Origin of the sequence: Variovorax sp. Root473, assembly GCF_001426505.1 — a bacterium.
GTDB lineage: Bacteria > Pseudomonadota > Gammaproteobacteria > Burkholderiales > Burkholderiaceae_C > Variovorax.
In genome coordinates this window covers 326776-341441 of sequence record NZ_LMEV01000002.1, presented here as the reverse complement: position 1 = coordinate 341441, position 14666 = coordinate 326776, and the positions used below count along the sequence as shown (strand labels likewise).

The window sequence follows — 14666 nt, the reverse complement described above, 5'->3', positions numbered from 1 at the left end:
CGCGCCGGCTCAGCCTGCGAACAGCGCCGCGGGCACGCCCGGGCTGTCGATGCGCACCGAGAAGAGCCCACCGGCCAGCGGCTCTTCCTGCAGCTGGGCTTCGGTGCGGCTGTTGCGCGCCGTCGTGATGTAGAGCGTCTGCATATCGGCACCGCCGAAGGCGCAATCGGTCACGTTGCTCGCGGGCAGCGCGATGCGGCACAGCTCGGCGGCGCTCACGGGGTCGTGGCAGGTGACGCACGCGCCGTCCCAATGCGCGATCCACAACCGGCCGGCCGCGTCGGTGGTCATGCCGTCGGGCAGGCCGTCGCCCTTCGGGAAGCGGTGCCACACGCGCTTGTTCGACACCGCACCGGCGTCCATGTCGAAGTCGTAGGCGTACAGCAGGTTGATCGCCGTGTTGTTGAAGTACAGGGTGCGGCCGTCGCCCGACCATGTCGGGCCGTTGGTCACCTCGAAGCCGTCGTCGTGCCGCGTGCACTGGCCGTCGGCGTCGAAGCGGTAGAGCGCGCCGGTGGGCGCCTTGCAGTCGAAGTCCATGCTGCCGGCCCAGAAGCGGCCGCGGCTGTCGCACTTGCCGTCGTTGAAGCGGTTGTTGATGCGCTCGGGTTCGGGCTGATGCAGGTAGCGCGGCTTCGCGGTGTCGCCGGGCGCGGTGGTGTCGAAGAGCGCGAAGCCGCGGCGCAGCGTGAGGAACAGGCCCGGCGCCGACGCGCGCTCGGCGATGGCGGTGATCTCTTCGTCGAAGTGCCAGGTGCGCTGCGCCCCGCTGGCCGGGTCGTAGCGGAACAGGCGCGGCTGCAGGATGTCGATCCAGTACAGCGCCTGTTCGCGCACCGACCACAGCGTGCCTTCGCCGAGGTCGGCGGCGGCGGGCCAGAGGCATTCGGGGGTGCCGAGCACGCGGGGGGCTGCGAGCGGCGAAGAAGGGGCGCTTGTCTCTTGCATGGTCATTTGTTCTTTCGGAATGTCATGTCGCCTTGACGCGGCGGATCGTATCAAGGCATATTGATAACTGAAACTGAAAATAACGGCATCGATTGATATTGAATTTGCAATGTCATGAGAGGCACCCTGGAGACCTTTTCCTTGAATTCCCCCCAGCTTTCCATCCATCCCAGCCTGAAGAACCGTACCGTGTTCGTCACCGGCGGCGGCAGCGGCATCGGCGCCGCCATCGTCGCTGCTTTCGCGGCGCAGGGCGCGCGCGTGGCCTTCATCGATGTTGCCGAAGGTGCCAGTGCTGCACTCGCCAAGCAGATCGCCGAGGACGGTCATGCCGCGCCGTGGTGGCGCGCCTGCGACGTGCGCGACATCGGCGCGTTGCAGCAGGCCATGGCCGACGCGGCCGCCGAACTCGGCGACTTTGCGGTGCTGGTCAACAACGTGGCGAGCGACGACCGCCACACGCTCGAATCGGTCACGCCCGACTACTACGACAACCGCATGGCCATCAACGAGCGGCCCGCGCTGTTCGCGATCCAGTCGGTGGTGCCGGGCATGAAGCGCCTGGGCTTCGGCTCGGTGATCAACCTCGGTTCCACGGGCTGGCAGACCAAGGGCTCGGGCTACCCCTGCTACGCGATCGCGAAGTCGTCGGTGAACGGCCTCACGCGCGGGCTCGCCGTGGAGCTGGGCCGCGAGCGCATCCGCATCAACACCGTGTCACCCGGCTGGGTGATGACCGAGCGGCAGGTCAAGCTGTGGCTCGACGACGAGGGCGAGAAGGCGCTGCACCGCAACCAGTGCCTGCCCGACAAGCTGATGCCCGAAGACATCGCGCGCATGGTGCTGTTCCTGGCGTCGGACGACGCGAAGATGTGTACCGCGCAGGAGTTCACCGTGGACGCCGGCTGGACCTGATCAGTCCATCTCGAGCTTGCGTCCGTAGACGCTCATGCTGGCAGTCTTCAGCGCCTTCATCATCACCTTCGCGGCCGGCGACAGCAGCCTGTCGGTGCGCGTGATGATGCCGAAGGCGTCCATGTGGCAGGGCATGTCCAGCGGCAGCAGCGACACGATGCCGTGCGCCGCGTAGTAGCGCGCCACGTCGCTCGCGAGCACGGCCACCATGTCGCTCTGCTGCAGCATGCGCGTGATGAACAGCAGCGCCGGGCTCTCGATGATGTTGGCCGGCGGCGCGAGGCCTTCCTCCTGGAACATCAGCTCGAAGCGGTGGCGCAGCACGCTGCCCGCGGGCGGCACGATCCAGCCGGCGCCCACCACGTCGCGCAGCGTGAGGCCGCTCATGCCCAGCAGCGGATGGCCCGGGCGCACCAGCGCGCAGACCGGTTCTTCGGCCAGGGCCTCGTAGCGCAGCTGTGATTTGTCGTGCTCGGCGAACAGCCGCGCCACGAGGATGTCGAGCTTGCCCTGCGCCAGGCGTTCCATCAGCACCGCGCTGGTCTCGATCTCCAGCGACACGCGCAGGTCGGGCTGCTCGCGCTTGACCATCGCCACGGCCGGCGGCATGAGCGTGAGGCCCGGCGCGGTGATGGCGCCCACGTTCACCTGGCCGAAGCGCCCGGCCTTCAGTGCGGTGAGCTCGTCGTGCGCCTGGTTCAGGCTGGCCAGCGCCACGCGGGCGTGTCGGATCATGGTTTCGCCGTACCAGGTGGGGCGCATGCCGCGCGGCAGCCGCTCGAACAGCGGCACCTCGAGCACGTCTTCCAGGTCCTTCAGCAGTTTCGACGCGGCGGGCTGCGTCATGTTGAGCACTTGCGCCGCGCGGTGGATGTTGCCTTCCTCGGCCAGCGCCACCAGCAACAGCAGCTGGCGGGTCTTGAGGCGGGCGCGGATGAACCAGTGGTTGTAGGTGTTCATGAAGAAGGTGCGAACGAAGGTCTGACGGGGTTTTCCAGAATCCACCGATTGATATGCATTTTGTCTAAAAAACGATTGGATCGATATCGAAATCGTTTCTAGACTTCCGCCCCAGTCCATCACAACAGAGACAAGGCAGCGCCACGGTGATCCACGGCGAGCTTCGGCAGAGCGTGCGCCAGTACATCAACGGCCGTTGGGAAACCAGCGCGACCACGGGTGTCAGCGTCAACCCATCCGACACCAGCGAAGTGGTGGCCGAGTACGCCCGTGCCGACCGGCGCCAGGTCGAGCTGGCGATCCGTGCGGCCACCGAGGCCTTCGTGCACTGGAGCCACAGCACGCCGCAGCGGCGCGCCGACGTGCTCGACCGCATCGGCGCCGAACTGCTCGCACGCAAGGACGACCTGGGCCTGCTGCTGGCGCGCGAGGTCGGCAAGACACTGCCCGAGGCCGTGGCCGAGGTGGCCCGTGCCGGCCAGATCTTCAAGTTCTTCGCGGGCGAGGCCCTCCGTGGCGGTGCAGGCGGCGGCGGCAGCGAGAACGTGGCCTCGGTGCGTGCCGGCGTGCAGGTCGACGTGACGCGCGAGCCGGTCGGCGTGGTGGGCCTCATCACGCCGTGGAACACGCCTTTCGCGGTGCCGGCCTCGAAGATTGCCGCGGCGCTGGCGCACGGCAACAGCGTGGTCTTCAAACCGGCCGAACTGGTGCCGGCCTGCGGCTGGGCGCTCACCGACATCATCAGCCGCGCGACGCTGCCGGCGGGCGTGTTCAACCTCGTGATGGGCAGCGGCCGCGAAGCCGGCCAGGCGCTGGTCGATAGCGCGCTGGTCGATGCGCTGAGCTTCACCGGCTCGGCCGCCAATGGCGAACGCGTGCTGCAGGCCGCGGCCGCACGGCGCGCCAAGGTGCAGCTGGAGATGGGCGGCAAGAACGCGCTGGTGGTGCTGGCCGATGCCGATCTCGACCGCGCCGTCGATTGCGCGGTGCAGGGCGCCTACTTTTCCAACGGCCAGCGCTGCACGGCATCGAGCCGCCTCATCGTCGAGGCCGCCGTGCACGACGCCTTCGTGGCGCAGCTGCGCCAGCGCCTGAAGACATTGAAGATCGGCCACGCGCTGGAGCGCGGCATCGACATCGGTCCCGTGGCCGATGCCGAGCGGCTGGCGCAGAACCTCGCGTGGATCGACATCGCGCGCGAAGAGGGGGCTGAGCATGTATGGGGCGGCGAGGCGCTGCAGCGCGCCACCGCCGGCCACTACATGAGCCCCGCGCTCTTCCTGGCCCAACCCGAACACCGCATCGCGCGCGAAGAGATCTTCGGGCCGCTGGCCTGCGTGCTGCGCGCCGGCGACTACGACGAAGCGCTCGCACTGTGCAACGACACGCCCTTCGGCCTGTGCGCGGGCATCTGCACCAATTCGCTCAAGCACGCGATGCACTTCAGGCGCCATGCCGTGGTCGGCATGACGATGGTCAATCTGCCGACCGCGGGGGTGGACTTTCATGCGCCCTTCGGCGGCCGCAAGGGGTCGGGCTACGGGCCGCGCGAACAAGGGCGCCACGCCGCGGAGTTCTACACGACGGTCAAGACCGGCTACATGCTGGCCTGAGCCGAAAGCCACGCGTTTTTTTCGAACGGTTCCCAAAAGCAAGTCAACAGAAGGAGACAACCATGACCATGAATCGCCGCACCCTCAACACCGCGCTCGCCGCCGCAGCCCTGGGCAGCCTGCTGCCCGTGTCCGCTTTTGCGCAGAAAAAGCTCGTGCTCGGCTTCGCGCAGGTGGGCGCCGAAAGCGAATGGCGCACCGCGAACACCGAGTCGATCAAGTCCTCGGCCAAGGAGGCGGGCATCGAGCTCAAGTTCTCCGACGCACAGCAAAAGCAGGAAAACCAGATCAAGGCGATCCGCTCGTACATCGCGCAGAAGGTCGACGTGATCGCGTTCTCGCCCGTGGTCGAGTCGGGCTGGGAAACCGTGCTGCGCGAAGCCAAGGCCGCGAAGATTCCGGTGGTGCTGACCGACCGTTCCGTGAGCACCAAGGACGACTCGCTCTACGTGACCTTCATGGGCTCCGATTTCACCGAAGAAGGCCGCAAGGCCGGCCGCTGGCTGGTCGAGAAGATGAAGGACCAGAAGGGCGACGTGAACATCGTCGAGCTGCAGGGCACCGTGGGCTCCGCCCCGGCCATCGACCGCAAGAAGGGCTTCGAGGAAATCATCAAGGCCGACCCGAAGTTCAAGATCACCCGCTCGCAGACCGGCGACTTCACGCGCGCCAAGGGCAAGGAAGTGATGGAAGCCTTCCTGAAGGCCGAGGGCAAGAAGATCAACGTGCTCTACGCGCACAACGACGACATGGCCATCGGCGCGATCCAGGCGATCGAAGAAGCCGGCCTGAAGCCCGCGAAGGACATCACCATCATCTCCATCGACGGGGTGAAGGGCGCCTTCGAAGCCATGATCGCCGGCAAGCTCAACGTGTCGGTGGAATGCAGCCCGCTGCTCGGGCCGCAGCTCATGCAGGCGGTGAAGGACATCAAGGCCGGCAAGCCGCTGCCCAAGCGCATCGTGACCGAAGAAGGCATCTTCCCCATGGAAGTCGCGGCCAAAGAGTTTCCCAACCGCAAGTACTGAGAGCCGACCGACATGAAACGCAACTTCCTCAAAGCCTCGCTCGCGGGCCTCGCCTTTGCCGTCGTCGGCTTCACGCCGCTGGCGCATGCGCAGGACAAGGGCCTCATCGCCATCTCGATGCCCACCAAGTCGTCGGCGCGCTGGATCGCCGACGGCGCGAACATGGTCAAGTACTTCAAGGACAAGGGCTACAAGACCGACCTGCAGTACGCCGACGACGACATTCCCAACCAGCTCGCGCAGATCGAGAACATGGTGACCAAGGGCTCGAAGGTGCTGGTCATCGCGGCCATCGACGGCACCACGCTGTCCGACGTGCTGCAGAAGGCCGCTGACAAGGGCGTGAAGGTCATCGCCTATGACCGGCTCATCAAGGGCTCGAAGAACGTCGACTACTACGCGACCTTCGACAACTTCCAGGTCGGCGTGCTGCAGGCGCAATCGATCGAGGCGGCGCTGGGCCTGAAGAGCGGCAAGGGTCCGTTCAACATCGAGCTGTTCGGCGGCTCGCCCGACGACAACAACGCCTTCTTCTTCTACAACGGCGCGATGTCGGTGCTGGACCCGTACATCAAGAGCGGCAAGCTCGTGGTGCGCAGCAAGCAGATGGGCATGGACAAGGTCGGCACGCTGCGCTGGGACGGCGCGGTGGCGCAGGCGCGCATGGACAACCTGCTGTCGGCCTACTACACGAAGGACCGCGTCGATGCGGTGCTGTCGCCGTACGACGGCCTGTCGATCGGCATCCTGTCGTCGCTCAAGGGCGTGGGCTACGGCTCGGGTTCGCAGCCGATGCCGGTGGTGTCGGGACAGGACGCGGAGATTCCGTCGGTCAAGTCGATCCTTCGCAAGGAGCAAAGCTCCACCGTGTTCAAGGACACGCGCGAGCTGGCCAAGGTGACGGTGGCGATGGTCGACGCCATGCTCTCGGGCAAGACGCCCGAGGTGAACGACACCAAGACCTACAACAACGGCATCAAGGTCGTGCCTTCGTACCTGCTCAAGCCGGTGAGCGTGGACGGTTCCAACTGGAAGCAGGTGCTGGTAGACAGCGGCTACTACAAGGAAAGCCAGGTCAAGTGAAGGAAGGCGAACGCACGATCCTCGAGATGCGCGGGATCACCAAGACGTTCCCGGGCGTGAAGGCGCTCAGCAACGTCAACCTCGCCGTGCGCGCGGGGGAGATCCACGCGGTGGTCGGCGAGAACGGCGCGGGCAAGTCGACGCTCATGAAGGTGCTGAGCGGCGTCTACCCGTGCGACTCGTACAGCGGCGAGATCCATTTCGAGGGCGAGCTGCGCCGCTTCAAGACGATCGCCGACAGCGAGAAACTCGGCATCATCATCATTCACCAGGAGCTCGCGCTGGTGCCGCTGCTCTCGATTGCCGAGAACCTGTTCCTCGGCAACGAGATCGCGCGCGGCGGCGTGATCGACTGGTTCGCCGCCTATGCGAAGACGCGCGAGCTGCTCGCCAAGGTGGGCCTGAAAGAGTTGCCCACCACGCTGGTGACCGACCTGGGCGTCGGCAAGCAGCAGCTGGTGGAAATTGCGAAGGCACTGGCCAAGGAGGTGAAGCTCCTCATCCTCGACGAGCCCACCGCGAGCCTCAACGAGAACGACAGCGACGCGCTGCTGATGCTGCTGCTGGAGCTGAAGCGCCAGGGCATCGCCTCGATCCTCATCTCGCACAAGCTCAACGAGATCGCCAAGGTGGCCGACTCGGTCACCGTGCTGCGCGACGGCGCGACGGTGGAAACGATCGATTGCCGCAGCGAGCCGATCAGCGAAGACCGCATCATCCGCGGCATGGTCGGGCGCGACATGGAGCACCGCTACCCGCAGCGCTCGCCGAAGATCGGAGAGACGGTGTTCGAGGTGCGCGACTGGCGCGTGCATCACGCGCTGCATGCCGACCGGGAGCAGATCAAGGGCGTGAACCTGCAGGTGCGCCAGGGCGAGATCGTCGGCATCGCGGGCCTCATGGGCGCAGGGCGCACCGAACTGGCGATGAGCGTGTTCGGCAAGTCGTACGGGCAACGCATCAGCGGCACGGTGCTCATGCATGGCCAGCCCGTGGACGTGAGCACGGTGCGCAAGGCCATCGACCACGGCATCGCCTACGTCACCGAAGACCGCAAGGGCCTCGGGCTGGTGCTGGAGGAGGGCATCCGCAAGAACATCAGCCTCGCGAACCTCGATGCGATTTCCGAACGCGCGGTGATCGACGACGGCCGCGAATTCAAGGTCGCCAACGACTACAGGAAGGCGCTGAACATCCGCTGCTCGGGCGTCGAGCAGCTGGTGGTCAACCTGTCGGGCGGCAACCAGCAGAAGGTGGTGCTGAGCAAGTGGCTCTTCACCCAACCCGAACTGCTGATCCTGGACGAACCCACGCGCGGCATCGACGTGGGCGCCAAGTACGAGATCTACACCATCATCGACCAGCTCGCGAACGAGGGCAAAGGCATTCTCATGATTTCTTCCGAACTGCCCGAGCTGCTCGGCATGTGCGACCGCATCTACGTGATGAACGAGGGACGCTTCGTCGCCGAATTCACGGCCGCCGAGGCTTCGCAGGAACGCATCATGCAAGCCATCGTGAGCGCAGGGAGCAGTGTCCATGTCGCCGCCTGAAGCCAACGCGGCGCAGGGCGCCGCGCCGCTCGCCGCCCCGAAGCTGCACGCGGGCTTCCTGAAGAACAACCTGCGCGAATACGGCATGCTGATCTCGCTGGTCGCGATCATGGTGCTGTTCCAGGTGCTCACCGACGGCACGCTGCTGCGGCCGCTGAACCTCACCAACCTGCTGCTGCAGAACAGCTACGTCGTCATCATGGCGCTGGGCATGCTGCTGGTGATCGTGGCGGGCCACATCGACCTGTCGGTGGGCTCGGTCTGCGGCTTCATCGGCGCGCTCGCGGCGGTGTTGATGGTCGAGTACGAATGGCACTTCGTGCCGACCGCGATCATCAGCATCGCGGCCGGTGCCGTCATCGGCGCGGCGCAGGGCTGGTTCGTCGCGTTCCGCAAGATTCCGTCGTTCATCGTCACGCTCGCGGGCATGCTGGTGTTCAAGGGGCTCACGCTGGCGTTGCTCGCGGGGCAATCGGTGGGGCCGTTTCCGGTGGAGTTCCAGCGTCTGAGCTCGGGCTTCATTCCCGATCCGCTTGGCGGCGACACCTTGCGCACCACCTCGCTGGTCGTCGGCGCGCTGGCCGCAGCGGCACTGGTGTTCTTCAAGCTGCGCGGGCGCGCCAGGCTCAAGGCGCATGGCATGGAGCAGGAGCCTTACGCCTTCTTCCTCGTGAAGAACCTGTTCTTCGCGGCGATCATCCTGTTCTTCAGCTACCTGCTTTCCACCTACAAGGGCCTGCCCAACGTGCTGGTGGTGATGGCGGTGCTGATCGTGGTGTACGACTTCGTCACCAACCGCACCACCATCGGCCGGCGCATCTATGCACTGGGCGGCAACGAGAAGGCTGCGCGGCTGTCGGGCGTGAAGACGCAGCGGCTCGCGTTCCTCACCTTCGTGAACATGGGTGCGCTGGCGGCGCTCGCGGGGCTGGTGTTCGCAGCGCGGCTCAACACGGCCACGCCCAAGGCCGGCCTGGGCTTCGAGCTCGACGTGATCGCGGCCTGCTTCATCGGCGGCGCCTCGGCCTCGGGCGGCGTGGGCCGGGTGATGGGTGCGGTGATCGGCGCCTTCATCATGGGCGTGATGAACAACGGCATGTCGATCCTGGGGATCGGCATCGACTACCAGCAGGTCATCAAGGGCCTGGTGCTGCTGGCGGCGGTGTTCATCGACGTCTACAACAAGAACAAGTAGCCGCATGACCGAGCGTACGACCATCGCCCCCGTGCTTGAGCTGCGGGGCATCCGCAAGCAGTTTGGCGGCATCCCGGTGCTGAACGATGTTCAGCTGCGGCTGTACCCGGGCGAGGTCCATGCGCTGATGGGACAGAACGGCGCGGGCAAATCGACGTTGATCAAGGTGCTCACGGGCGTGCTGCCGTCCAGCGGCGGCGAGATGTTCTTCGACGGCCAGGCCATCCGGCCCGGCTCGCCGCTGGAGGCGCAGAAGCTGGGCATCAGCACGGTCTACCAGGAGGTGAACCTGTGCCCCAACCTCTCGGTGGCCGAGAACGTGTTCGCGGGGCGCTATCCGCGCTGCGGCGCGTTGCAGGGCTTTCGCATCGACTGGGCGGCGGTGAACCGCCGCGCGGCCGAATTGCTGGCACGCATCGGCCTGGACATCGACGTGACGCGCCTTCTGTCGAGCTATTCGGTCGCGGTGCAGCAGCTGGTGGCGATCGCGCGCGCGCTGGGCGTGTCGTCGAAGGTGCTGATCCTCGACGAGCCGACATCGAGCCTGGATGACGACGAGGTCGAGAAGCTGTTCGAGGTGCTGCGGCGCTTGCGCAGCGAAGGACTCGCGATCGTCTTCGTGACGCACTTTCTCAACCAGATGTACGCGGTGTCCGACCGCATCACCGTGCTGCGCAACGGCAGCTGGGTCGGCGAATGGAAGGCGGCGGACCTCGGCCCGCAGGCGCTGATCGCGGCGATGCTCGGTCGCGAACTGGCCGCGCAATCGGCACGGCCTGCCGCGCTGCCGGCATTCGATGAAGCCGCGCCCGCGCTGCTGCAGACCGAGGGGCTGGGTCAGGTCGGGCAGTTGCAGGCGACCGACCTGCGCGTGCGTGCCGGCGAAGTCGTCGGCATCGCAGGCTTGCTCGGTGCAGGCCGCACCGAGCTTGCGCGTCTGTTGTTCGGGCTTGAATCGCCGGACCGCGGCGTGCTGAAGATCGACGGCCGCTCGGTCAGCTTCTCGAACCCGGCCGATGCAATCCGAGAAGGACTCGCGCTGTGCCCCGAAGAACGCAAGACCGACGGCATCGTGGCCGAGCTGTCGGTGCGCGAGAACATCGCGCTGGCCTTGCAGGCGCGGCTCGGCACGCGGAAATTTCTCTCGCTTGCGCAGCAGACTGCGATGGCCGAGCGCTTCGTCGCCTCGCTGGGCATCAAGACCGCGAGCGTCGAAACCCCCATCGGCCTGCTCTCCGGCGGCAACCAGCAGAAGGCCATGATCGCGCGCTGGCTTGCGACCGAGCCGCGCCTGCTGATCCTGGATGAGCCCACGCGCGGCATCGACGTGGCGGCCAAGCAGGAAATCATGGAAGAGATATTGCGGCTTGCGCGCGCGGGCATGGCGGTGGTCTTCATCTCGTCGGAGATGAGCGAGGTGGTGCGCGTGGCGCACCGCATCGTGGTGCTGCGCGACCGGCAGAAGGTGGGCGAACTCCCCGGTGGTTCGACCGAGGACGAGGTCTACGAAATGATCGCTGCAGCATGAACCGCCTCTCCATCCTCATGAGCCACCGCCTCGCCTGGCCGCTCATCACGCTGCTGCTTCTGCTCGCCATCAACACCGCGTTCAACACCAGCTTCCTTCACCTCGAATGGCGCGACGGCCATCTCTATGGCAGCCTGATCGACATCGTGAACCGTGCGGCGCCGCTGGTGCTGGTCTCGCTCGGCATGACGCTGGTGATCGCCACGCGCGGCATCGACATCTCGGTCGGCGCGGTGGTGGCCATCGCGGCGGCGGTGGCGGCCTGGATGATCGGCGGCGCCGTCTCCAGCGACGCGAGCCGCTTCCCGATGCCGCTCGCGATCCTTGCGGCGCTGGCCGTCGCGCTGCTGTGCGGCCTGTGGAACGGCTTGCTGGTCGCCAAGGTCGGCATGCAGCCGATCATCGCGACGCTGATCCTCATGGTGGCGGGGCGCGGCATCGCGCAGCTCGTCGCGGACGGGCAGATCATCACGATCTACTACAAGCCCTTCTTCTTCCTCGGCAGCGGCTACCTGCTGGGCCTGCCGTTCTCGCTGTTCATCGTGGCGGCGGTGTTCGTGCTGCTCTATCTCGCGATCACGCGCACGGCGCTCGGCCTGTTCATCCAGGCGGTGGGCATCAACCCGACGGCCGCGCGTGTCGCGGGCATCCAGTCGCGGCGGCTCGTCGTCGGCGCGTATGCGTTCTGCGGCCTCTGTGCGGGCATCGCGGGTCTTTTGATCAGTTCGAACGTGAAGAGCGCGGACGGCAACAACGCCGGCCAGTTGCTGGAGCTCGATGCGATCCTCGCGGTCACGCTCGGCGGCACGGCGCTCACGGGCGGGCGCTTCAGCCTCGTGGGCAGCGTGATCGGCGCGCTGATCATCCAGACGCTGACTTACGCGATCTATTCGCTCGGCGTGCCGCCGGAAATCAACCTCGTGGTGAAGGCGGTGGTGGTGTTCGTGGTGATGCTGTTGCAGTCACCGGAATTCAGGGCGGAAGTGCGGTCGCTGGTGCAGCGGCCGGCCCATGAAGGGGGACGGGCATGAGCGCGGTGATCGAAACGAGCGCCGCTGCCTCGCCTGAACCCGCTCCTCGGAAAGGAGACAGGGCAGGCCTCAATCCGAAATACCTGCCGCTCACCGCGACCATCTCGCTGTTCGTGCTGATGGCGACGCTGGGCTCGGTGTTCTACGACGGCTTCTTCTCGGCGCAGGTGTTCCTCAACCTGCTGATCGACAACGCCTTCCTCATCGTCGTCGCGGTCGGCATGACCTTCGTGATCCTCTCGGGCGGCATCGACCTGTCGGTGGGCTCGGTGATCGCGCTCACGACGATGGTGTCGGCCTCGCTGGTCGAAAAGCACGGGTGGAGCCCGGCGATCGTGATTCCGCTGGTGCTCGCGATGGGCACGGCCTTCGGCGCGCTCATGGGCCTGCTCATTGAGCGCTTCCGGCTGCAGCCCTTCATCGTCACGCTGGCGGGCATGTTCCTCGCGCGGGGGCTGTGCTACCTCATCAGCATCGACTCGATCAGCATCACCAACGCCTTCTACTCGGAGGTCTCGCAGGTCCGCATTCCCGTCTGGGGCGAGGCCTCGGTCTCGGTCAGCGCGGTGATCGCCATCGCCGTGCTGCTCGCCGCGGTGTTCATCGCGCACTGCACGCCCTTCGGCCGCGCGGTGTACGCCATCGGCGGCAGCGAGCATTCGGCGATGCTGATGGGCCTGCCGGTGCGCCGCACGCTCGTGGGCGTGTACACGCTCTCGGGTTTCTGCTCGGCGCTGGCGGGCGTGATCTTCACCTTCTACATGCTCTCGGGCTACGGCCTGCATGCGATGGGACTGGAGCTCGATGCCATCGCCGCCGTGGTGATCGGCGGCACGCTGCTCACCGGCGGCGTGGGCTATGTGGCGGGCACGCTCTTCGGCGTGCTGATGCTCGGGATCATCCAGACGCTGATTTCCTTCGACGGCACACTGAGTTCGTGGTGGACGCGCATCGTCGTCGGCGCGCTGCTCTTCGTGTTCTGCCTGCTGCAACGCTTCTTCACTTCGCGCGCACCCCGGCGCTGACTCTCTCTTTATTCCCAGGACACCTCGTATGCCGGATACCCCTCCGAAGAAACTGCGCTCGACCGAATGGTTCGGGTCGGCCGACAAGAACGGCTTCATGTACCGCAGCTGGATGAAGAACCAGGGCATCCCGGACCACGAGTTCGATGGCCGCCCCATCGTCGGCATCTGCAACACCTGGTCGGAACTCACCCCGTGCAACGCGCACTTCCGCAAGATCGCGGAGCATGTGAAGCGCGGCATTTCGGAAGCGGGCGGTTTTCCGGTCGAGTTCCCGGTGTTCTCGAACGGCGAATCGAACCTGCGCCCCACCGCGATGCTCACGCGCAACCTCGCGAGCATGGACGTGGAAGAAGCCATTCGCGGCAACCCCGTCGATGCGGTGGTGCTGCTCACCGGCTGCGACAAGACCACGCCGGCGCTTTTGATGGGCGCGGCAAGCTGCGACATCCCGGCCATCGTGGTGACGGGGGGGCCGATGCTCAACGGCAAGCTCGAGGGCAAGGACATCGGCTCGGGCACGGCCGTGTGGCAGCTGCACGAATCGCTGAAGGCGGGCGAGATCAACCTGCACCAGTTCCTCTCGGCCGAGGGCGGCATGTCGCGCTCGGCGGGCACCTGCAACACGATGGGTACGGCCTCCACGATGGCCTGCATGGCCGAGGCGCTGGGCACCTCGCTGCCGCACAACGCGGCGATTCCGGCGGTCGATGCGCGGCGCTACGTGCTCGCGCAGATGTCGGGCATGCGCGCGGTTCAGATGGCCAAGGAAGGGCTCACGCTCTCGAAGATCCTCACGCGCGAGGCGTTCGAGAACGCCATTCGCGTGAACGCGGCCATCGGCGGATCGACCAATGCGGTGATCCACCTGAAAGCGATCGCGGGCCGCATCGGCGTCGACCTCGAACTGGAAGACTGGACGCGCATCGGCAGCGACACGCCGACCATCGTGGACCTGATGCCTTCGGGGCGCTTCCTGATGGAGGAGTTCTATTACGCCGGTGGGCTGCCCGCGGTGCTGCGCCGGCTCGGCGAAAACGGATTGCTGCCGCACCCCGGCGCGCTCACCGTCAACGGCCAGTCGATCTGGGACAACGTGCGCGAGGCGCCGAGCCTCAATGACGAGGTGATCCGCCCGCTCGACAACCCGTTGATCGCCGATGGCGGCATCCGCATCCTGCGCGGCAACCTCTCGCCGCGCGGCGCGGTGCTCAAGCCCTCGGCCGCAACGCCCGAACTGCTCAAGCACCGCGGCCGCGCCGTGGTATTCGAGAACCTGGAGCACTACAAGGAACGCATCGTCGACGAGTCGCTCGACATCGATGCGAGCTGCGTGATGGTGCTCAAGAACTGCGGCCCGAAGGGCTATCCCGGCATGGCCGAGGTGGGCAACATGGGGCTGCCGCCGAAACTGCTGCGCCAGGGCGTGAAGGACATGGTGCGCATCTCGGATGCGCGCATGAGCGGCACGGCCTATGGCACGGTGGTGCTGCACGTCGCGCCCGAGGCCGCCGACGGCGGGCCGCTCGCGGCGGTGCGCGATGGCGACTGGATCGAGCTCGACTGCGATGCGGGACGCCTGCACCTCGACATCAGCGACGAGGAACTCGCTTCGCGCCTCGCGGCGTTGTCCGCCTCCGATGCGCAACCGATGAGCACGCGCGGCGGCGGCTACCAGAAGCTCTACGTCAACCACGTGCTGCAGGCCGACGAAGGCTGCGACTTCGACTTTCTGGTGGGCTGCAGAGGCTCCGCCGTTCCCCGCCATTCCCACTGATCCCCAGACA

12 protein-coding genes are annotated in these 14666 nt (G+C 66.3%); 10 read left to right on the top strand and 2 right to left on the bottom strand.

Features of this window, described 5'->3' with window-relative positions; all coding sequences use genetic code 11:
* Positions 1 to 9 precede the first annotated feature (9 nt).
* Positions 10 to 954: an SMP-30/gluconolactonase/LRE family protein gene (locus ASD34_RS04255; RefSeq protein ID WP_056573148.1), complete on the bottom strand. Its 945-nt coding sequence runs from the start codon at positions 952 to 954 to the stop codon at positions 10 to 12.
* Between the two features lie 135 nt (positions 955 to 1089).
* On the opposite strand from ASD34_RS04255, the gene ASD34_RS04250 reads away from it, so the two are divergent.
* A complete protein-coding gene (locus ASD34_RS04250; protein ID WP_414929861.1) occupies positions 1090 to 1863 on the top strand; it encodes an SDR family NAD(P)-dependent oxidoreductase in 774 nt (257 codons plus the stop codon).
* On the opposite strand, the gene ASD34_RS04245 is transcribed toward ASD34_RS04250, so the two are convergent.
* Positions 1864 to 2823: a LysR family transcriptional regulator gene (locus tag ASD34_RS04245; RefSeq protein ID WP_056573140.1), complete on the bottom strand. Its 960-nt coding sequence runs from the start codon at positions 2821 to 2823 to the stop codon at positions 1864 to 1866.
* A 146-nt stretch (positions 2824 to 2969) separates the two neighbouring features.
* Here ASD34_RS04245 and ASD34_RS04240 point away from each other — a divergent pair, with 146 nt between their 5' ends.
* The 9 genes from ASD34_RS04240 to ASD34_RS04200 all read left to right on the top strand — a co-directional run bounded on the left by ASD34_RS04240 (position 2970) and on the right by ASD34_RS04200 (position 14656).
* Positions 2970 to 4436: an aldehyde dehydrogenase family protein gene (locus tag ASD34_RS04240; protein ID WP_056573137.1), complete on the top strand. Its 1467-nt coding sequence runs from the start codon at positions 2970 to 2972 to the stop codon at positions 4434 to 4436.
* Positions 4437 to 4498: 62 nt separating this feature from the next.
* Positions 4499 to 5464: an ABC transporter substrate-binding protein gene (locus tag ASD34_RS04235; RefSeq protein WP_056573134.1), complete on the top strand. Its 966-nt coding sequence runs from the start codon at positions 4499 to 4501 to the stop codon at positions 5462 to 5464.
* 12 nt (positions 5465 to 5476) lie between these two features.
* Complete coding sequence (chvE, locus tag ASD34_RS04230; RefSeq protein ID WP_056573131.1) at positions 5477 to 6547, top strand: multiple monosaccharide ABC transporter substrate-binding protein; 1071 nt, start codon at positions 5477 to 5479, stop codon at positions 6545 to 6547.
* 26 nt (positions 6548 to 6573) lie between these two features.
* Positions 6574 to 8100: a multiple monosaccharide ABC transporter ATP-binding protein gene (gene mmsA, locus ASD34_RS04225; RefSeq protein WP_056573276.1), complete on the top strand. Its 1527-nt coding sequence runs from the start codon at positions 6574 to 6576 to the stop codon at positions 8098 to 8100.
* Complete coding sequence (gene mmsB / locus ASD34_RS04220) at positions 8087 to 9295, top strand: multiple monosaccharide ABC transporter permease (protein WP_056573128.1); 1209 nt, start codon at positions 8087 to 8089, stop codon at positions 9293 to 9295. The genes mmsA and mmsB overlap by 14 nt, the downstream gene beginning before the upstream one ends.
* A 4-nt stretch (positions 9296 to 9299) precedes the next feature.
* Entirely contained in the window at positions 9300 to 10823 is a 1524-nt protein-coding gene (locus ASD34_RS04215) for a sugar ABC transporter ATP-binding protein (protein WP_056573126.1), read from the top strand.
* Entirely contained in the window at positions 10820 to 11854 is a 1035-nt protein-coding gene (locus ASD34_RS04210; RefSeq protein WP_056573123.1) for an ABC transporter permease, read from the top strand. Before ASD34_RS04215 ends, ASD34_RS04210 begins: the two co-directional genes overlap by 4 nt.
* Positions 11851 to 12879 (top strand): galactofuranose ABC transporter, permease protein YjfF, encoded by a 1029-nt coding sequence (gene yjfF / locus ASD34_RS04205; RefSeq protein ID WP_056573120.1) that lies wholly within the window; start codon positions 11851 to 11853, stop codon positions 12877 to 12879. The genes ASD34_RS04210 and yjfF overlap by 4 nt, the downstream gene beginning before the upstream one ends.
* 28 nt (positions 12880 to 12907) lie before the next feature.
* The gene (locus ASD34_RS04200; RefSeq protein WP_056573117.1) at positions 12908 to 14656 is read left to right on the top strand and encodes an IlvD/Edd family dehydratase; all 1749 of its coding nucleotides are present in this window, start codon (positions 12908 to 12910) and stop codon (positions 14654 to 14656) included.
* Positions 14657 to 14666: the final 10 nt, after the last annotated feature.

What these genes read in the sequence shown, in the direction of transcription:
- ASD34_RS04255 (WP_056573148.1), bottom strand. Translation starts at nt 954, where the DNA reads ATGACCATGCAAGAGACAAGCGCCCCTTCTTCGCCGCTCGCAGCCCCC.
- ASD34_RS04245 (WP_056573140.1), bottom strand. Translation starts at nt 2,823, where the DNA reads ATGAACACCTACAACCACTGGTTCATCCGCGCCCGCCTCAAGACCCGC.
- ASD34_RS04235 (WP_056573134.1), top strand. Translation starts at nt 4,499, where the DNA reads ATGACCATGAATCGCCGCACCCTCAACACCGCGCTCGCCGCCGCAGCC.
- chvE (WP_056573131.1), top strand. Translation starts at nt 5,477, where the DNA reads ATGAAACGCAACTTCCTCAAAGCCTCGCTCGCGGGCCTCGCCTTTGCC.
- mmsA (WP_056573276.1), top strand. Translation starts at nt 6,574, where the DNA reads ATGCGCGGGATCACCAAGACGTTCCCGGGCGTGAAGGCGCTCAGCAAC.
- mmsB (WP_056573128.1), top strand. Translation starts at nt 8,087, where the DNA reads ATGTCGCCGCCTGAAGCCAACGCGGCGCAGGGCGCCGCGCCGCTCGCC.
- ASD34_RS04215 (WP_056573126.1), top strand. Translation starts at nt 9,300, where the DNA reads ATGACCGAGCGTACGACCATCGCCCCCGTGCTTGAGCTGCGGGGCATC.
- ASD34_RS04210 (WP_056573123.1), top strand. Translation starts at nt 10,820, where the DNA reads ATGAACCGCCTCTCCATCCTCATGAGCCACCGCCTCGCCTGGCCGCTC.
- yjfF (WP_056573120.1), top strand. Translation starts at nt 11,851, where the DNA reads ATGAGCGCGGTGATCGAAACGAGCGCCGCTGCCTCGCCTGAACCCGCT.
- ASD34_RS04200 (WP_056573117.1), top strand. Translation starts at nt 12,908, where the DNA reads ATGCCGGATACCCCTCCGAAGAAACTGCGCTCGACCGAATGGTTCGGG.